The organism is Thermomonas sp. S9 (assembly GCF_024704365.1).
Lineage (GTDB): Bacteria > Pseudomonadota > Gammaproteobacteria > Xanthomonadales > Xanthomonadaceae > Thermomonas.
The window spans coordinates 377,690-395,656 of the sequence record NZ_JAJDFY010000001.1; the positions used below are offsets into that span (position 1 = coordinate 377,690).

The following is a 17,967-nucleotide window of genomic DNA, read 5'->3' on the forward strand; positions in this document are numbered from 1 at the left end:
ATGTGTCGGGCGCGGGGCGGCCGCTGGCTGGCGGCCTGGCTGGTTCTGCTGCTGTGCTCCGGCTGCGCCACCCTGGGCCGCGCCCAGCGTGATGCGGCCGCCGGGATCGCGCAGGCGGCGCGCAGCACGCAGGTGGACTGTGCCCGCGCCGATGCCTGCGCCACGCCCTCGCCGGTACTGGACATGGCGCGCGAGGTCTGGGCCGCGTCCACCGCGCAGGCACCGCATCACCGCGCGCTGATCCTCGACCACGCCCCGGATGCGCTGCTGCTGCGCATCCACCTGATCCGCAGCGCGCGCCGCAGCATCGAGCTGCAGACCTATATCTTCGACGAGGACGACTCCGCCCAGCTGGTGATGGACGAGCTGGAGGCCGCCGCCTTCCGCGGGGTCAAGGTGCGCATCCTGATCGACCAGCTGGCCGCGCTGCGCAAGGTGGAGACCCTGGCGGCGCTGGCATCGCGCCATGCCAATCTCGAATTGCGCCTGTACAACCCGGTGCTCGACCGCGCGCGCCTGCCGCTGCCGATGTATGCCATCGCCTCGCTATGCTGCTGGCGCCAGCTCAACCGGCGCATGCACAACAAGCTGCTGGTGGTGGACGGGCGGGTCGGGATCGTCGGCGGGCGCAATTACCAGGACGACTATTACGACTGGGGCGAGGACTACAACTTCCGCGACCGCGACCTGCTGCTGGCCGGGCCGCAGGTGGCGGCGATGCAGGCCAATTTCGAGGCGTTCTGGCGTTCGCCGCGCAGCGTGCCGCCCGAACGCCTGGGCGACGTGGCGCGCTACCTGCGCCGCTATGGCGCGCCGGCCACGCCACCGCACCATCCGTTCCGGCGCCCCGAGCGGGTGCGCGCGCTGCTCGCCCAGGCCGATGATCCGGCGCTGCTGCGTGCGCGCTTCGTGACCCCGGCGCTGGAGGTCGGCGGGGTGTCGTTCATCGCCGACCTGCCGCGCAAGCACCGCGAAGAGACGTCCGCCGGCGTGCCGGCAGAGCCGGCCGTGGGGGCTGCCAGCCGCGGCCTGCTTGAGCTGTTGCAGGGGGCGCAGCACGAAGTGCTGCTGCAGACGCCCTATCTGGTAATGTCCAAGCCCGCGCAGCAGGTGTTCCGCGCCTTGCACGCGCAGCCCTCGCCGCCGCGGATCCTGATCTCCACCAACAGCCTGGCGGCGACCGACGCCTTCATCGCCTACGCGATGTCGTACAAGTACAAGCGCCGCTACCTGCGTGATTTCGGCTTCGAGATCCACGAATTCAAGCCGTTTCCGGCGGATGCGCCGCTGGAGCTGGGCGAGACCGGAGCCGTGCTGGAGCGCGAGCCGGACGAGGACGTCGAAGCGGAGAAGGCGGATGCGGCAGGCGCGCCGGCCGCCCTCGGCTCCGGCGGCAGCCTGCTCGAGCGCCGGCTGGCCAGGCGCGGCCTGCGCAGCGAGCCGGTCAGCGAGGCCGGGCGGCTGTCGCCGTTCGCCTCCTCCGGCGGGCTGCCGGTACGGCTCAAGCGCGCCGGCCTGCGCATGGGGCTGCACGCCAAGTCGCTGGTGGTGGACGAGCGCGTGGGGGTGGTCGGCACCCATAACTTCGATCCGCGCGGCGACACCCTCAACACCGAGAGCGCGGTGGTGATCGCCGACCCCGCCTTCGCCCGCCAGCTGGCCGCCAGCATCCTGCGCGATATGGCCCCGGCCAACGCCTGGACCATCGGCCGGCGCGACGACGCGCTGCTGCTGCCGGGGGTGGAGTACACCCTGGCCAAGCTGTCGGAGCGGATGCCGATCTTCGACCTGTGGCCGCGCAAGTACGCCACCAGCTACGACTACGTGCCCGGCCCCGGCTGCCCGCCGACCAGCGTGCCGCCGTCGCCGTTCGCTGCCGACTTCCGCCGCTGCAACCAGCCGGTGGGCGATTTCCCGGAGGTGGACCTCGGCCTGAAGTGGCTGGGCGTGCGCCTGTTCACGGCGTTCGGCTCGGGGCTGTCGCCGATTCTCTAGATATCCGCGTTGCGCGCGCGCAAGCGGCGATGCCATGCTTGCGCACACACGCCCCCTCTGCACCATGGAGATGCCACCACCATGCAGACCCCGGTCTTCACTTGGCCGCCGGAGGCAAGCCTGGAGGCGCTGAACGCGCGCTCGCGCGGCACGCTGATGGAGGCGCTCGGGATCGTGTTCACCGAGCTGGGCGACGGCTATCTGCGCGCGACGATGCCGGTTACGCCGCAGACCCGGCAGCCGTACGGCTTGCTGCACGGCGGCGCCTCGGTGGCGTTGGCGGAAACCCTGGGCAGCAGCGCCGGGATGCTGATGGCCGGCGGCAATGCGGTGGTGGGCCTGGAGATCAACGCCAACCATTTGCGCGCGGTGCGCAGTGGAACCGTCACCGGCACGGCGCGGCCGTTCCATCTCGGGCGCAGCACCCAGGTCTGGGAGATCCAGATCGAGGACGAGGGCGGGCAGGCGGTCTGCATCAGCCGGATCACCCTGGCGGTGCTGCCGGCGCCGCCGCGCTGAGGGGCCGGCATATGCGTGATTCCGCCGCCGCAAGGCATCGGGTATCGTGCTCTCCCATGAAGTTTCCCCCGGTTCACACCGCCCCGCGCGGCAGGGCGGCGCGGGCATGGCGCTACGCCTATCGCACGCCGCTGCTGGCCTGGCACCTGCTGGTCGACCTGCCGATCACCCTGCTGCTGATCGCGCTCGGGCGCGGCGGGTGGCTGTCGCACGCGATGGTGCGCTGGTGGTCGGGCGGCCTGCTGCGGGTGTTCGGCATGCGGTTGCAGCGCGAGGGCGCGCCGCTGCCGGGCGGCACCCTGTTCGTGGCCAACCATGTCAGCTGGGTGGACATCATGGTCCTGCACTCGCAGCACATGATGGGCTTCATCGCCAAGTCCGAGATCCGCCGCTGGCCGCTGGTGGGCTGGATCACCACCCATGCCGAGACCATCTTCCTGCAGCGCGGCAACGGGGATTCGCTGGGCCAGGTGATGGCCGAGATGGTGCAGCGCCTGCGCGCCGGGCGCGCGGTGGCGGCCTTCCCCGAGGGCGGCACCCGCGATGGCCGCGCGCTGGGCGCGTTCCACGCGCGCATCTTCGCCACCGCGGTGGAGGCCAATGCCCCGGTGCAGCCAGTGGCGCTGTGCTATGGCGCGCGCTGCGAGGCGCAGGCGATCGTCGCGTTCGCGCCGCGGGAGAGCTTTCTCGGCAATTTCCTGCGCCTGTTGGGCGAGCCGGCGCGCCCGGTGCGGGTGTGCTTCACGGCACCGGTCGACCCCGGCCAGCACGACGGCCGCCGCGGCATCGCCGAGGCCGCGCGCGCGCAGGTGCTGGCGGCGATGCAGGCGGGCTGAAGATGCGGTCCGGCCCGGTACGGTCCGGCTATGCGCCGCCAGCCTGGCTGCGCAACCCGCACCTGCAGTCGCTGCTGGCCTCCAGCCCGCTGCGCGCGGTGCAGTCCCGGCGCCGCCTGCGCCAGGTGCCGGCCACGCATGCGCCGACCCTGCTGGAACTGACGGGTGGCGTGCGCCTGCAGGGCGTCGCCAGTGTGCCGGCGGCGCGCGCGCCGCGGGCAGCGGTATTGCTGCTGCACGGCTGGGAGGGCAGCGCCGAATCCAGCTACATGCGGCTGACTGCCGCGCACCTGCTGCGCGCGGGGTTCGTGGTGTTCCGGCTCAATTTCCGCGATCACGGCGACACCCATCATCTGAACGAAGGCCTGTTCCACTCCAACCGGCTGGACGAGGTGGTGGATGCGGCGCACGCGGTTGCATCCCGCTGGCCGCAGCTGCCGATGTTCGCTGCCGGCTTCTCCCTGGGCGGCAACTTCGCCCTGCGCCTGGCGCTGCGCGCGGGCCAGGCCGGGTTGCCGCTGCGGCAGGTGGCGGTGGTCTGCCCGCTGCTGGACCCGGCGCGCACGATGGACAGCATGGAAGTCGGGCCGGCGGTGTACATGCGCCATTTCGAGCGCATGTGGCGGCGTTCGCTGGCACGCAAGCGCGCGCTGTTCCCGCAGGCGCACGGCTTCGACGATGCGGTGCTGCGCCTGCCGATGCGCGCGCTGACCGACTGGATGGTGCGGCATGCCACCGAGTTTCCCTCGTTGGCGGACTATTTCGACGGCTATTCGGTGGCTGGCGAGCGCCTGCGCGCGCTGCCGGTGCCGGCGCACATCCTGATGGCGGCGGACGATCCGGTGATTCCGCTGGAGGATTTCCACCACATCGCGGGGTTTCCGAACGTGCGCCTGGAGCTGGCCGCGCACGGGGGCCATTGCGGCTTCATCGAGCGCGCCAGCCTGGACGGCTACAGCGAGCGCTGGGTGGCCGCGCGCTTCCTGGCCGCGCTGGATGCGCGCGATCCCGCCGTAGAATCGGCGCACGATCCTTGCGGAGAGTACGACCATGCATCTGCGTAGCGACAGTTTCCAGCACCGCCAGCCGCTGTCTCCGGCGTTCGCCATGGGCGCGCCCGGCGGCGGCTTCGGCGGCAACCGCAATCCGCATCTGGCCTGGGACGCGGTGCCGGCCGGCACGCAGTCGTTTGCGCTGCTGTGCATCGATACCGATGCCCCGACCGACGGCGCGCTGGTGGCGGATGCGGCCACCCCGATCCCGGAGGCCCACCCGCGCGGCGATTTCGTGCACTGGGTGGTGGCCGACATTCCCGCCGACGTGCGCCAGATCGCAGAGGGCAGCTGCAGCGACGGCGTCACCCTGCGCGGCAAGCCGGCCGGGCGCGATGCCGACGGTGTGCGCGGGCTGAACGACTACACCGGCTGGTTCGCGGGCGACGCCACGATGGGTGGGCGGTATTTCGGCTACGACGGCCCCTACCCCCCGCGCACGACCTGCGCACGCATCGCTATTTCTTCCGCCTGTTCGCCCTCGATGTGGCGAGCCTGGGCCTGGTGGCGCCGTTCACCGCCGCCGACGTGCTGCGCGCGATGCACGGCCACGTGCTGGCGGAGGCGGCGATCTACGGCACCTACAGCCTGCACGGCTGAGGACGCTCCCGCCGCGGCGCCCGGCGCGGGCACGGCCGCCGCACGGGCATCGTCACAGGATGTAGCGGCTCAGGTCCGGGTCCTGCACCAGCGCGCCCAGCTGGGCGTCCACGTAGGCGCGGTCGATGGTGACGCTGCCGCCCTTGTCCGGGGCCTCGAAGCTCAGCGACTCCAGCAGCCGCTCCAGCACCGTGTGCAGGCGGCGTGCGCCGATGTTCTCCTGGCGCTCGTTGACGTGCGCGGCGATCTCCGCGATCCGCTCCACCGCCTCCGCGGTGAACGCCAGGCGCACGCCCTCGGTGTCCATCAGCTCGACGTACTGCCGGGTCAGCGCGGCCTTCGGTTCGGTGAGGATGCGCACGAAATCGTCCTTGCCCAGCGCGGTCAGCTCCACCCGGATCGGGAAGCGGCCCTGCATCTCCGGGATCAGGTCGGAGGGCTTGGCCAGGTGGAACGCGCCGCTGGCGATGAACAGGATGTGGTCGGTCTTCACCGGGCCGTATTTCGTGCTCACCGTGCTGCCTTCCACCAGCGGCAGCAGGTCGCGCTGCACGCCCTCGCGGCTGACATCGGCGCCCATGCCCTCGCTGCGCTTGGCGACCTTGTCGATCTCGTCGATGAAGACGATGCCGTGCTGCTCGCAGGCCTCGATCGCGGCTTCGCGCACCTCGTCCTCGTTGATGAGCTTGGCTGCCTCTTCCTCGACCAGCAGCGGCCGCGCGGCCTGGATGGTCATGGTCTTCCTGTGGGTCTTGCCGCCGGAGATCTGGCTGAACATCTGGCGCAGCTGCTGGCCCATTTCCTCCATGCCGGGCGGCGCCAGGATGTCCACGCCGACGTTCATGCTGAGATCGAGCTCGATTTCGCGCGTGTCCAGCGCGCCATCGCGCAGCTGCCGGCGCAGCTTCTGCCGGGTCGAGGAGTCCTGCGCCGACGGTTCGGCGCCAATGTCGATGGTGGTGGTCTGTGCCGGGTTGAAGCCGAAGCCAGGCGCGGCCTCGCGCCTGGGCAGCAGGGCATCGAGGATGCGCTCCTCGGCGCGTTCCTCGGCCTGGGTGCGCACGCGCTGCTTGGCCTGCGCGCGGTACAGCTTCACCGCGGTGTCGGCCAGGTCGCGGATGATCTGCTCGACATCCTTGCCGACGTAGCCGACCTCGGTGAAGCGGGTGGCCTCCACCTTCACGAACGGCGCGTTGGCCAGCGTCGCCAGGCGGCGCGCGATCTCGGTCTTGCCAACGCCGGTGGGGCCGATCATCAGGATGTTCTTCGGCATCACCTCGTTGCGCAGCTCGGGCGCCAGCTGCGCGCGCCGCCAGCGGTTGCGCAGGGCGATGGCGACCGCGCGCTTGGCGGCGTGCTGGCCGACGATGTGGCGGTCGAGTTCCGCGACGATCTCGCGCGGGGTCATGGAGGAGGAGTCGGTCATCGGGAGGGTCCTTCACGGGGCCAGCCCGGTCGGGGCGGCCCCATCAACAAAGCGAGTATCGGGGAGCGACTTGATGGGGTTGCCCCGGCCGGGATGGCCCGCGATCAAGCCTGGTTCGCGCGGGCTCAGAGCGTCTCCACCACGATGTTGCGGTTGGTGTAGATGCAGATGTCGCCGGCGATCCCCAGCGCCTCGGTGGCGATGGTGCGGGCGTCGAGGTCGGTATGCGCCAGCACGCGCGCGCGGCGGACAGCGCATACATGCCGCCGGAGCCGATCGCGATCAGGCCGTCCTCGGGTTCGATCACGTCGCCGGTGCCGGAGATCACCAGCGAGGTATCGGCATCCGCCACCGCCAGCAGCGCCTCGAGCTTGCCGAAGCGGCGCTCGGTGCGCCAATCCTTGGCCATTTCCACCGCAGCGCGGGTGAGCTGGCCGTGCTTTTTCGAGCTTGGCCTCGAACAGCTCGAACAGGGTGAACGCATCCGCCGCGGCGCCGGCGAACCCGGCCAGCACGCGGCCGTCCTTGCCGAGCCGGCGCACCTTGCGGGCATTGGCCTTCATCACCGTGTGGCCGAGCGTCACCTGGCCGTCGCCGGCGATCACCACCTGGCCGCCACGGCGCACCGAGACGATGGTGGTGGCGTGGAACACGTGGGGGTTCTGGCTGGGGTCCATCGTTTTCTCCGTTGAATCCTGCATGTGGGGCGCGACCGGCGCGCCTTCAAGTCGATTCATTCCGGGGGGCACGCATGGTTCCGCCGCTGGTCAGCCTGGCCGTGCCCATCTTCGGGGTGGCGCGCACCTTGCCGCAGGCGCTGGAGAGCGTGCTGGCGCAGGACGAGCCGCGCTGGGAATGCCTGCTGTGGGACGACGGCAGCCGCGACGGAAGCCGTGCGATCGCCGCCGCCTACGCCGCCCGCGACCCGCGCTTCCGGCTGCTCGGCGACGGATGCAACCGCGGCACCGCGGGCGCGCTGGCGGCAGCCCTGCAGCAGGCGCGTGGCGACTTCGTGGCCAGCCTCGACGGGGATGACCTGCTGGAGCCGCAGGCGCTGTCGGCGATGCTGGCTTTCCTGCACGCGCGGCCGGACCTCGGCATGGCCTATTCGCAGTACCGCGAGATCGACGCCGACGGCCGCCTGCATGGGCTGGGGCCGCGCTGCCTGCTGCCCTATTCGCCGCGGCACCTGCTGGTGGCGTTCATGACCTTCCACTTCCGCCTGATCCGGCGCGCGGCCTACCTCGCGGTCGGCGGCTACGATCCGCGCGCGCTGCTGGTCGAGGATTACGATCTCTGCCTGCGCCTGTCGGAACGGGTCGGCATCGGCCAGCTTGCGCGTCCGCTGTACCGCTACCGCGTGCACGCCGGCTCGCTCTCGCACACCCAGCGCGCGCAGCAGGTGCAGGCCAGCCTGGAGGCCGCCCGCCGCGCGCTGCACCGGCGCGGGCTGGACGCGCACTACCAGCTGGAGCTGGATGCGCAGGGGCGGCACGTGCTGCGGCCGCGGCGCGCGGGGGGCTGAGACGCGACGCGGCAGTGATTCAGCGCTTGCGCCGCGCGCGCGGGTGGGCGGCGTCGTACACCTTCGCCAGGTGCTGGAAGTCGAGGTGGGTGTAGATCTGGGTGGTGGCGATGTCGGCGTGGCCGAGCAGTTCCTGCACGCCGCGCAGGTCGCCGGAGGATTCCAGCACGTGGCTGGCGAAGCTGTGCCGCAGCAGGTGCGGATGGATGCGCTTGAACACGCCCTGGCGCTGCGCGAGCTGCTTGAGCCGTAGCTGGATCGCGCGTGCACTGATGCGCGCGCCGCCGCGGCCGGGGAAGACGAAGCCGTCCGCCGCGCCGCCGCAGTCTTCGCGCCAGGCCAGCAGCGCCGCGCAGGCGTGCGAGCCGACCGGCACGATGCGCTGCTTGCTGCCCTTGCCGAGCACCGTCACCAGCCTGCCGTCGAAATCCAGGTCCTGCCAGCGCAGCGCACACACTTCCGACAGGCGCAGGCCGGAGGAATACAGCAGTTCCAGCAGGGCGCGGTCGCGCAGGCCCAATGGCGCGTCGGTGGGCAGCGCCACCAGCTGCACCGCCTCGTCCACGTCCAGCACCTGCGGCAGCCTGCGCGCGGCCTTCGGCGCGCGCACCCCGGCGCAGGGATCGCGCGCGATGCGCGCGTGCCGCAGCAGCCAGCGGTACAGGCTGCGGCAGGCCGACAGTCGCCGTTGCAGCGACTTCGGGGCCAGCCCGCGGCGGTGCTCGGCGGCGACGAAGGCGCGGATGTCGGCCTCCTCCAGCGTCGCCAGGTCGCGCCCCTCGGCCCAGCGCGCCAGCGCGTCGAGGTCGCGCCGGTAGGCGTCGAGGGTATGCGGGGAGCCCTGCTTCTCGACCGCCAGGTGGGCCAGGAAGTCGTCGATCGCGCTCATCGCCCGGTGCCGTCGTGCGCGCCTGCGCCGGTGGCGCGGCTCAGCCGTCGAACCGCTGCAGCGCCGTCGCCAGCGCCTCGCCCAGCATGCGCAGGAACAGCGTGCCCATGCCCGGGAAGAAGCGGTGGGGATCGAAGCTGCCCACTGCCACCAGGCCGACCCCGTGCAGCGATAGCAGCACCGAGCTCTGCACCTCGCCCCGCGCGCGCCGTACAGCAGCGCGTGCTTGTCCGGATGCAGGCGGCCGCAGACCGGATCGCCGCTGGCGAGCAGGTCGCGGAAGCCGGCCAGGCGAGGATCGTCCTCGGCGATCACCTGCAGCCAGTCGGCCTCCTCCAGCCCGGCCACCGGATGGAATGCCACCACCCGCACCAGGTCGCTCTGGAAGTCCTCGCGCAGGCTGCCCACCAGCGCGCGCCAGGTATCCGCCGCGCTGCGCTGTTTCATCATGGCCAGCGTCAGCTGGTGCATGCGCACCGCCAGCCGCTCGTTCTCCTGCGCGTTGGCGAACAGCTCGTGCAGGCGGCGGGTCAGCTCGCGGTTCTTGTCGCGCAGGATCTCCAGCTGGTAGGCTGGCCAGCGACGCCGCCGGGCCGCTGTCGCGCGGCACCACCAGCGCCAGCGCCAGGTCCGGAAACTGCTGCAGGAAGGTGGGATGCCGGCGCAGCCAGGCCGCCACCTCGTGCGCGCTGATGCGTTCGGTGATGCCGTCGAACTCCTTGCTCACGGGATGTCTCCTTCGAAGACGAATGCGGCTGGGCCGGCCATCCACAGATGGTCGTCGGCGTCTTGCTGGATGTGCAGTTCCCCGCCCGGCAGCGCGACCGTCACGCCGGCGGCCGCGCGCACCCGGCCGCGCCGATCCAGGAGCGCCACCGCCGCGCAGGCGCCGCTGCCGCAGGCCAGGGTTTCGCCGGCGCCGCGCTCGTACACCCGCAGGCGCAGGCGGTCCGGTGCCAGCACCTGGGCGAAGCCGACGTTGACCGACTGCGGAAAGGCCGGGTGCTGCTGCAGGGCGGCGCCGATGCCGGCCACGTCCGCGCCGTCCACCGCCTCCACTTCCAGCAGCGCGTGCGGATTGCCCAGCGAGACCGCGCCGACCACAAGCGTGCGGCCGGCGATCTGCAGCGGGTAGGCGTCCTGCGTCTGCGCAAAGCCGCGCAGTGGAACGTCTGCCGGGAAAAAGCGCGGCGCGCCCATGTCGATCACGAAATCGCCGCGCGCATTGCGTCGCACCGGGTGCCGCCCGGCCGGGCTCGTGATCACGAAGGCGTCCTGTGCCGGCGCCGCGCCCGCACGCACCAGCCAGGCCGCGACACAGCGCGCGCCGTTGCCGCACTGGCCGGCCACGCTGCCGTCGGCGTTCCAGATCCGGTAGGACGCCACCGCATCCGCGCCGGGCGCCGGTTCGATCGTCAGCAGCTGGTCGCAGCCGACGCCGAAATGGCGGTCGGCGATCCGCGCGCACTCGGCGGGCGTGGGCGGCGCGCGGCCGTCGCGCAGATCCAGCACGACGAAGTCGTTGCCGGCGCCGTGCATCTTGCTGAAGTGCATGCCGCCCCGTTCAGCCCTGTACCGGCGGCGGATCCTGGGCCGGGGCGGCCGGCGGCGCGTCGGGTGCCGGCTTGTCCGGCAGCACCAGCGCCCCTTGTTGCCGCAGGCGGCCAGCAGGCAGGCGAGCACGGACAGCAGGAGCAGGCGTCGGGTCATGCCGGCAGTGTACCCGCGGCCGCGGCCCACTGTCGCGCGCGTGGCCGCGCCCGCGGGGCATGCATGGTCGTGCTCATGGCCGTGGCTCCGGGCGCCGCCACAGCCACAGCGCGACCAGCGCCATCACCGCGTCCACCGTGGCCGCCATCCACGGTTGCGGCGCGGTGAACCACACGCCGACGCCGGAGGCTGCCATCATCACCGTGGCCAGCCACTTGGCGCGCCGGCTCACGGTGCCCTCGCGCTCCCAGTCCAGGATCGCGCGGCCGAACTGCGGGTGCCGCAGCAGCCAACCGCGCAGGCGCTGCGAGCCGCGCGCGGCGGCGAACGCCGACAGCAGGATGAATGGCACCGTCGGCATCACCGGCAGCAGCACGCCGATGATGCCCAGCGCCAGGCAGGTCCAGGCCAACGCGGCCCACAGCCAACGGGTCATGGGGCTATCGCCTTTGCTGTCGCAGCGCGCACCGCGGGGGGTGTGATCGTGCTGTACGGACTCATGCGGAAAACACCGCGCCTGGCCGGGCGCTCCTGGGAGGAGGTGAGCGGAGGTTATTCGACCCCCAGCCGATCCAGCATGAACGCATACATCTCCGCCTGCTCGCGGTGGCGGCGGAAGCGCCCGGACTTGCCGCCGTGGCCGGCGTCCATGTTGGTGCGCAACACCACCGGTTCGGCCGAGGTGTTGAGGTCGCGCAGCCGCGCCACGTACTTGGCCGGCTCCCAGTACTGCACCTGCGAATCCCACAGCCCGGTGCCGACGAACATCGCTGGATACGCCTGCGCGCGCAGGTTGTCGTAGGGTGAGTAGGACAGCATGTACTGGTAGTACTCCGGCTGCTCGGGGTTGCCCCATTCGTCGTACTCGTTGGTGGTCAGCGGGATGCTGGGGTCGAGCATGGTCGTCACCACGTCCACGAACGGCACCTGCGACAGGATCACCCGGTATTTCTGCGGCGCCATGTTCGCAATGGCGCCCATCAGCAGGCCGCCGGCGCTGCCGCCGTAGGCCGCCACGCGGTCGGGTGCGGCATAGCCTTCCTTCACCAGGAAGTCGGTGACGTCGATGAAGTCAGTGAAGGTGTTCTGCTTGTTCAGCAGCTTGCCGTCCTCGTACCACTTGCGGCCCAGCTCCTGGCCGCCGCGGATGTGGGCGATGGCATAGGCCATGCCGCGATCCAGCAGGCTGACCGTGGCGACCGAGAAGCCCGGATCCATCGACATGCCGTAACTGCCGTAGCCGTACTGCAGCAGCGCGGCCTTGCCGTTCTTCGCGAAGCCCTTCCTGTAGACGATGGACACCGGAATCTTTGTGCCATCGCGCGCGGTGGCCCACAGGCGCTCGCTGACGTACTGCGCCGGGTCGTAGCCCGGCACCGGCTGGCGCTTGAGCAGGCGGCGCTCGCCCGTCTTCACGTTCAGCGCGTACACGGTGGCCGGGGTGGTCATCGAGGTGTAGCTGTAGCGTACCCAGTCGGTGGCCGGCTCGCTGTTGACGTCCAGCCCCATCGAATAGGCCGGCTCGTCGGCGGCGATGTGGTCCTCGCGTCCGTCCGCGTGCAGGAGACGCAGGCGCTCGAGACCGCCGCTGCGCTCGGCGATCGCGGTGAAGCCGTCGAACAGCTCGAAGCCCTCCACCAGCACGTCGTCGCGGTGCGCGATCCAGTCCTGCCAGTCCTTGCGCGAAGTGGCGCCGTCGGCGGCGGTGACCAGCTTGAAATTGGTCGCGCCGTCGGCATTGGTGCGGATCACCCAGCGCCCGCCGAAGTGGTCGGCGTCGTACTCCACGTCGCGCGCGCGCGCGGCCAGCACGGTGAACTCGCGCGGAGCGTCGGCCGGCGCGTAGCGCACCTCGTCGGACACCGTGCTGCTGACACCGATGACGATGTATTGCTCGTCGCGGGTGCGGTCGATGCCGATGTAGAAGCTGTCGTCGTGTTCCTCGTAGACGACAGGGTCCAACGTCGGGTCGGTGCCCAGCACGTGCTTCTTCACCCGCACGGTCAACAGCGTCTCCGGGTCGTTCTCGACGTAGAACAGGGTCTTGTTGTCGTCGGCCCAGACCAGGTTGGGCGAGACGCCGGCGATCGTTTCCGGGTAGGCCTCGCCGGTGACGAGGTTGCGGAAGCAGATGGTGTACTGGCGGCGGCCGTTGCTGTCGTCGGCGTAGGCCAGCACGGCGTTGTCCGGCGTCACCGCGTAATCGCCGACGCTGTAGTAGTCCTTGCCGGCGGCCAACCGGTTGACGTCCAGCAGCACCTCTTCGCCCGCGAAGTCGCCGGCGGCATTGGCCTGCTGGATCGACAGGGCGTCGATCCCCGGCGCGTCCTTGCGGCGGGCGTGGATCGGGTAATCCTTGCCGGTTTCGAACCGCGCGTAGTACCAGTACCCACGGTCGCGGCAGGGCACGCTGGCATCGTCCTGCTTGATGCGCGCCACGATCTCGCCGTAGAGCTTGTCCTGCACCGGCGTGCTCGACGCCAGCACGGCGTCGGCGTAGGCGTTCTCGGCGTTGAGATAGCCGAGCATCGCGGCGTCCTTGCGGCTGTCATCGCGCAGCCAGTAGTACTCGTCCTGGCGCTCGGCACCGAATGGCGCCTGCACCACGTGCGGCTTCTTTTCCGCGTCGGGCGGCGTGGGCGGAGTCTTGGCGGAAGTGGGGCTGCTCATGGGGACAAGACCGGCGATCAGTGCGTGGGGTTGCCTGAATGGGGCGTCGCAAGGGGGTTTGCAACGCTTTGCTCGTCATCCCCGCGCAAGCGGGGATCCATGGGCGTCGTGCACGGCGCAACCGGGGGCGGTGGCCCGGGCTTCCCCCTTTCGCTGGAATAACGCCGGAAGTCATTCCGTCAGCCGGTTCCACAGGAAGGTGTAGGCCAGCGCGGCCATGTGCGCGGCCTGCGCGTTGTCGGCGGCACCACCGTGGCCGCCTTCGATGTTCTCGTAGTAGTGCACGTCTTTTCCGGCCGCTTCCATCTTCGCCATCATCTTGCGCGCATGCCCCGGGTGTACGCGGTCATCCTTGGTCGAGGTCAGCAGCAGCGTCGGCGGATACGTCCGCGCCGGGTCGAACAGGTGGTAGGGGCTGAAGGTCTTGATGAACTCCCAGTCCGCGGTGTCCGGATTGCCGTATTCGGCCATCCACGAGGCGCCGGCCAGCAGGTGGCTGTAGCGCTTCATGTCCAGCAGCGGCACCTGGATCACGATCGCGCCGAACTTCTCCGGGTACTGGGTGAGCATGTTGCCCATCAGCAGGCCGCCGTTGCTGCCGCCCATCGCGCCCAGGTGCGCGGGCGAGGTGATCTTGCGCGCAATGAGGTCGTCGGCGACCGCGGCGAAGTCCTCGTAGGCCTTGTGGCGGTTGGCCTTGAGCGCAGCCTGGTGCCAGCGCGGGCCGTATTCGCCGCCGCCGCGGATGTTGGCCAGCACGTACACCCCGCCCTTCTCCAGCCAGCCTTTGCCGAGCGCACCGGAATAGGTCGGCGTCATCGACACCTCGAACCCGCCGTAGCCGTACAGCAGGGTCGGCGCCTTGCCGTCGAACTTCAGATCCTTCGGCCGCACCAGGAAGTAGGGCACGCGGGTGCCGTCCTGGCTGGTGGCGAAGTGCTGCTCGATCACGTCGCGGCGGGCGTCGAAGAAGGCCGGGTTCGACTTCAGCACCTCGGGCGCCTTGCCGATCTCGGCCAGCGACAGGGTGGTGGGGGTGAGGAAATCGGTGGCGGTCAGCCACACCGCGTTGCTCTCGTCGGGATCGACCGCCGCCACCGCGACCGTGCCCATCGCCGGCGCGCCGGTAAAGTCGCTGCGCGCCCAGCCGTGCGCGCCGGGGGTCAGCACCACGAGCCGGTTCTTCACGTCCTCCATCACGTTCAGCACGAGATGGTCGCGGGTCCAGGTGTAGCCGGCCAGCGCGGCCTGGTCGGTCGGTGTGAACAGCAGGTCGAAATCGCGTTTGCCGGCCATGAAATCATCGAAGCGGGCGGCGATCAGCGCGCCGGCCGGATAGGTCCTGCCGCCGGCGGCGTAGGGCTCGCGCAGCTCCAGCAGCAGCCAGTCCTTGTGCACGCTCTTCTGCGCGCTGTTGGGCGCGTCGATCTTGGTCAGGCCCGCTGCCGCTCCTGCGCATCCTGCGCCCGCGGCACTCGCACATCCATGTGCGTCGCGCAGGTACAGCTCGTCGTTGTAGAAGGCCAGGGTGCGGCTGACGAAATCGCGCTGGTAGCCCGGCGTGTGGTCGCGCAGGGCCGCGATATACATGTCGTCCGGCTTGCCCTCGTACACGACGCTGGCCGTCGCCAGCGGGGTGCCACGCTTCCACTGTTTGACGATCCGCGGATAGCCGGAGCGGGTAAGGCTGCCGGGGCCGAAGTCGGTGTACACGTACACGCTGTCCTCGTCGATCCACGCCAGACCGCCCTTGGCCTCCGGGCGGAAGAAGCCGTCCTTGACGAACTGCCTGGTGGTGAGGTCGAACTCGCGGGTGACGTCGGCATCCGAACCGCCCGGAGAGAGCGCGATCAGGCAGCGCTCGTATTTCGGGCGCAGGCAGTCGGCGCCGTGCCAGACCCACTGCGCGCCCTCGGCGGCATTCAGCGCGTCGAGGTCGAGCACGGTTTCCCAGCGTGGCTCGGGCTTGCGGTATTCCTCCAGCGTGGTGCGCCGCCACAGGCCGCGCGGATGCTGGGCGTCCTTCCAGAAGTTGTAGTAGTACGCGCCGATCTTCTCGACGCCGGGGATCTTGGCGTCGGAATCGAGGATCGCGCGAATGTCTGCTTCCAGGGTCTTGAACGCGGGCGCAGCGGCGATTTCGGCCTCGGTCCGGGCATTGCGTTCGCGCACCCAGTCCAGCGCCCTGGCCCCGTGCACGTCTTCCAGCCACAGGTATGGGTCGTCGCCGGATGGCGTTTGCGCGGAGGCGCCAGCGCTCATGGCCAGGCTGGCGATCAGGGCGGCATGGGTGAGCTGGGACATGCGCAGGACTCTCCGTTGGGCGGGGGAGACGAACGCTAGCACAGGCCTGCAATCCGGGAATGCGACCAGCACCCCCATGACACGCGCGACGATCCTCGTGTTCAGACAAGACGGACGCCGCGCAAACGCAGCGCATTGCCGATCACCGATGCGGAGCTGAAACTCATCGCCAGGGCGGCGATCAACGGTGAAAGCAGCCAACCGGTGAGCGGATACAGCGCGCCGGCCGCAATGGGAATGCCGAGTGCGTTGTAGAGAAAGGCGAACATCAGGTTCTGCTTCATGTTGCGGACCGTGGCCATTGACAAGGCGCGTGCCACCGCAATACCGCGCAGGTCACCCTTGACGAGCGTGATCTGTGCGCTGTTCATCGCCACGTCGGTGCCGGTGCCCATGGCGATGCCGGCGTCGGCCTTTGCCAAGGCCGGGGCATCATTGATGCCGTCACCAGCCATCGCAACGATACGCCCCTCGCGCTGCAACCGCTCCACCAGTTGCAGTTTGTCGGCGGGCTTGACTTCGCCATGCACCTCATCGATGCCCAAGCGCGCCGCCACGGCCTCGGCCGTGGTCAGACCGTCGCCCGTAGCCATGACGACGCGCAAGCCCTCCGCGCGCAACGACGCCAGCGCTTGCGGCGTGGTCTTCTTCACCGGGTCGGCGACGGCCAGGATTGCGGCGAGCACGCTATCGACGGCCAGATGCATCACGCTGGCACCCTCACGGCGCAGTGCCTCCGCCCGCTCGGCCAATGGCCGTACGTCCACACCGATCTGCTCCATCAGCGCGGTGTTGCCCAGTGCCACGGTATGTCCATCGACGCGCCCACGCACGCCGATGCCTGAGTGCGAGTCGAACTCCTCGGCGCGTGAGAGCACCAGGCCCTGCTCGCGCGCGGCCGTGACGATGGCTTCCGCCAGCGGATGCTCGCTGCTCTGGTCTAGGCTGGCAGCCAGTCGCACGGCTTCGCTGGCGGTGAAGCCTTCGGCTGCGACCGTCGTCTGATAGCGCGGCCGGCCCTCGGTCAATGTGCCGGTCTTGTCGACGATCAGGGTATCGACCTGGCGCATTTTCTCGATTGCGGCGGCATCGCGAAACAGCACCCCCTGCGTAGCCCCTCGCCCGGTCGCCACCATGATCGACATGGGCGTGGCCAAGCCCAGCGCGCAGGGGCAGGCGATGATCAGCACAGCCACGGCGTTGATGAGGCCAAAAACCCAACGCGGTTCCGGCCCGAACAGGCCCCAGGCAAAAAAGGTCAGCACGGCGATGGACACCACCGCGATCACGAAATAGCCCGCCACGGCATCGGCCATGCGCTGCATCGGCGCCTTGGATCGCTGCGCCTGCGCCACCATTTGCACGATCTGGGACAGCATGGTCGCCGAGCCGACACGTTCGGCGACCATGACGAATGCGCCACTGGTATTGAGCGTCGCACCGATGACCTTGTCGCCCACCCGCTTGGTCACGGGCAGGGACTCCCCCGTCAGCATCGATTCGTCCACAGCGCTGCTGCCCTCGATGACCGTACCATCTACCGGAACCTTTTCGCCGGGTCGAATGCGCAGCCGATCGCCGACATGGATGTGCGTCAGGGGCACGTTCTCTTCCGTGCCATCGTCGCGAAGGCGCCGGGCGGTCCTGGGGGGTCAGTCCGAGCAAGGACTTGATGGCGGCCGAGGTCTGCGAACGCGCCTTGAGTTCCAGTACCTGCCCCAGCAGGGTCAGGGAAATGATCACCGCCGCCGCCTCGAAGTACACCGCGACCCGGCCCATGGATACGAACGACTCCGGGAACAGTTCTGGGGCCACGGTCGCCGCCACGCTGTAGACGAACGCCGCCCCGGTGCCCAGTCCGATCAGGGTCCACATGTTCGGGCTGCGATGGACCACGGACTGCCAGCCGCGCACGAAGAACGGCCGGCCCGCCCACAAGACGATGGGCAGGGACAGAACGAGTTCGATCCAGGTCTGTGTGCGCGCCTCGAACCAATGCAACTGGTGGCCGAACATGGCAAGCACAGTGACCATGACGGTCAGCGGCAGGGTGCACCAGAAGCGGCGCTGGAAATCGCGCAGCTCGGGACTCTCTTCTCCTTCGAGATCCGGCAGCACCGGCTCCAGCGCCATGCCGCACTTCGGACAATGGCCGGGGTGATCCTGCCGAATCTCGGGGTGCATGGGGCAGGTGTAGATGGTGCCTGCCGCCAGCGCCGGCGCTTCGACAGACGAAGGCTCATGGCCGCTGTGGGCATAGCGCGCCGGCTCGGCGACGAACTTCGCCCGGCACTTGGCGCTGCAGAAGTAAAAGAGTCGGCCTGCGTGCTCGACGTGGTGCTCGGACTGCGCAGTCGCGTCCATGCCGCAGACAGGGTCCTTCGGACTTTCGGCCCGCTGCAGTGCGCTCGGGTGGTCGTGGGCGTGTCGGAGGTGTTCGT

11 protein-coding genes and 4 pseudogenes are annotated in these 17,967 nt (G+C 70.0%); 6 read left to right on the top strand and 9 right to left on the bottom strand.

From position 1 onward, the window contains the following. The 5 genes and pseudogenes from LJB71_RS01815 to LJB71_RS01835 all read left to right on the top strand — a co-directional run bounded on the left by LJB71_RS01815 (window position 1) and on the right by LJB71_RS01835 (window position 5,002). The gene (locus tag LJB71_RS01815) at window positions 1-1,995 is read left to right on the top strand and encodes a phospholipase D family protein (RefSeq protein ID WP_259302871.1); all 1,995 of its coding nucleotides are present in this window, start codon (window positions 1-3) and stop codon (window positions 1,993-1,995) included. 81 nt (window positions 1,996-2,076) lie between these two features. After that, window positions 2,077-2,514 (top strand): hotdog fold thioesterase, encoded by a 438-nt coding sequence (locus LJB71_RS01820; RefSeq protein WP_259302872.1) that lies wholly within the window; start codon window positions 2,077-2,079, stop codon window positions 2,512-2,514. Between the two features lie 56 nt (window positions 2,515-2,570). Then, window positions 2,571-3,350: a lysophospholipid acyltransferase family protein gene (locus LJB71_RS01825; RefSeq protein WP_259302873.1), complete on the top strand. Its 780-nt coding sequence runs from the start codon at window positions 2,571-2,573 to the stop codon at window positions 3,348-3,350. 2 nt (window positions 3,351-3,352) lie between these two features. Continuing rightward, window positions 3,353-4,414 (top strand): alpha/beta fold hydrolase, encoded by a 1,062-nt coding sequence (locus LJB71_RS01830; RefSeq protein WP_259302874.1) that lies wholly within the window; start codon window positions 3,353-3,355, stop codon window positions 4,412-4,414. Further along, window positions 4,401-5,002 (top strand): annotated as a pseudogene (locus LJB71_RS01835) (YbhB/YbcL family Raf kinase inhibitor-like protein). The gene LJB71_RS01830 and the pseudogene LJB71_RS01835 overlap by 14 nt, the downstream one beginning before the upstream one ends. A 52-nt stretch (window positions 5,003-5,054) precedes the next feature. Here LJB71_RS01835 and hslU read toward each other — a convergent pair. Together hslU and hslV are read right to left on the bottom strand one after the other, a co-directional pair. After that, entirely contained in the window at window positions 5,055-6,428 is a 1,374-nt protein-coding gene (gene hslU / locus LJB71_RS01840) for an ATP-dependent protease ATPase subunit HslU (protein ID WP_259302875.1), read from the bottom strand. A 125-nt stretch (window positions 6,429-6,553) separates the two neighbouring features. Continuing rightward, window positions 6,554-7,105: pseudogene (gene hslV, locus LJB71_RS01845) on the bottom strand (ATP-dependent protease subunit HslV). Window positions 7,106-7,179: 74 nt separating this feature from the next. On the opposite strand from hslV, the gene LJB71_RS01850 reads away from it, so the two are divergent. Then, window positions 7,180-7,953, top strand: coding sequence for a glycosyltransferase (locus tag LJB71_RS01850; protein ID WP_259302876.1), 774 nt, complete (start codon window positions 7,180-7,182; stop codon window positions 7,951-7,953). 19 nt (window positions 7,954-7,972) lie between these two features. On the opposite strand, the gene xerC is transcribed toward LJB71_RS01850, so the two are convergent. From xerC to LJB71_RS01885, 7 genes and pseudogenes are all read right to left on the bottom strand, one after another. After that, window positions 7,973-8,842, bottom strand: a complete 870-nt coding sequence (gene xerC, locus LJB71_RS01855) for a tyrosine recombinase XerC (RefSeq protein ID WP_259302877.1) — start codon at window positions 8,840-8,842, stop codon at window positions 7,973-7,975. A gap of 40 nt (window positions 8,843-8,882) precedes the next feature. Further along, a pseudogene (locus LJB71_RS01860) lies at window positions 8,883-9,548 on the bottom strand (DUF484 family protein). A gap of 17 nt (window positions 9,549-9,565) precedes the next feature. Then, window positions 9,566-10,396 carry a diaminopimelate epimerase gene (gene dapF / locus LJB71_RS01865; protein WP_259304705.1) on the bottom strand — a complete coding sequence of 277 codons (831 nt, stop codon included), beginning with the start codon at window positions 10,394-10,396 and terminating at the stop codon, window positions 9,566-9,568. A 229-nt stretch (window positions 10,397-10,625) separates the two neighbouring features. Then, window positions 10,626-10,988: a YbaN family protein gene (locus tag LJB71_RS01870; RefSeq protein WP_259302878.1), complete on the bottom strand. Its 363-nt coding sequence runs from the start codon at window positions 10,986-10,988 to the stop codon at window positions 10,626-10,628. 116 nt (window positions 10,989-11,104) lie between these two features. Beyond that, window positions 11,105-13,222, bottom strand: a complete 2,118-nt coding sequence (locus tag LJB71_RS01875; RefSeq protein ID WP_259302879.1) for a S9 family peptidase — start codon at window positions 13,220-13,222, stop codon at window positions 11,105-11,107. Window positions 13,223-13,393: 171 nt separating this feature from the next. After that, a complete protein-coding gene (locus LJB71_RS01880) occupies window positions 13,394-15,526 on the bottom strand; it encodes a prolyl oligopeptidase family serine peptidase (RefSeq protein ID WP_259302880.1) in 2,133 nt (710 codons plus the stop codon). A 101-nt stretch (window positions 15,527-15,627) separates the two neighbouring features. After that, window positions 15,628-17,890 (bottom strand): annotated as a pseudogene (locus tag LJB71_RS01885) (heavy metal translocating P-type ATPase). Window positions 17,891-17,967: the final 77 nt, after the last annotated feature.

Excerpts from the sequence above, each read along its gene's own strand:
- hslU (WP_259302875.1), bottom strand. The coding sequence starts at position 6,428 with ATGACCGACTCCTCCTCCATGACCCCGCGCGAGATCGTCGCGGAACTC.
- LJB71_RS01875 (WP_259302879.1), bottom strand. The coding sequence starts at position 13,222 with ATGAGCAGCCCCACTTCCGCCAAGACTCCGCCCACGCCGCCCGACGCG.
- LJB71_RS01880 (WP_259302880.1), bottom strand. The coding sequence starts at position 15,526 with ATGTCCCAGCTCACCCATGCCGCCCTGATCGCCAGCCTGGCCATGAGC.
- LJB71_RS01870 (WP_259302878.1), bottom strand. The coding sequence starts at position 10,988 with ATGACCCGTTGGCTGTGGGCCGCGTTGGCCTGGACCTGCCTGGCGCTG.
- LJB71_RS01830 (WP_259302874.1), top strand. The coding sequence starts at position 3,353 with ATGCGGTCCGGCCCGGTACGGTCCGGCTATGCGCCGCCAGCCTGGCTG.
- LJB71_RS01825 (WP_259302873.1), top strand. The coding sequence starts at position 2,571 with ATGAAGTTTCCCCCGGTTCACACCGCCCCGCGCGGCAGGGCGGCGCGG.
- LJB71_RS01820 (WP_259302872.1), top strand. The coding sequence starts at position 2,077 with ATGCAGACCCCGGTCTTCACTTGGCCGCCGGAGGCAAGCCTGGAGGCG.
- xerC (WP_259302877.1), bottom strand. The coding sequence starts at position 8,842 with ATGAGCGCGATCGACGACTTCCTGGCCCACCTGGCGGTCGAGAAGCAG.
- LJB71_RS01815 (WP_259302871.1), top strand. The coding sequence starts at position 1 with ATGTGTCGGGCGCGGGGCGGCCGCTGGCTGGCGGCCTGGCTGGTTCTG.
- dapF (WP_259304705.1), bottom strand. The coding sequence starts at position 10,396 with ATGCACTTCAGCAAGATGCACGGCGCCGGCAACGACTTCGTCGTGCTG.
- LJB71_RS01850 (WP_259302876.1), top strand. The coding sequence starts at position 7,180 with ATGGTTCCGCCGCTGGTCAGCCTGGCCGTGCCCATCTTCGGGGTGGCG.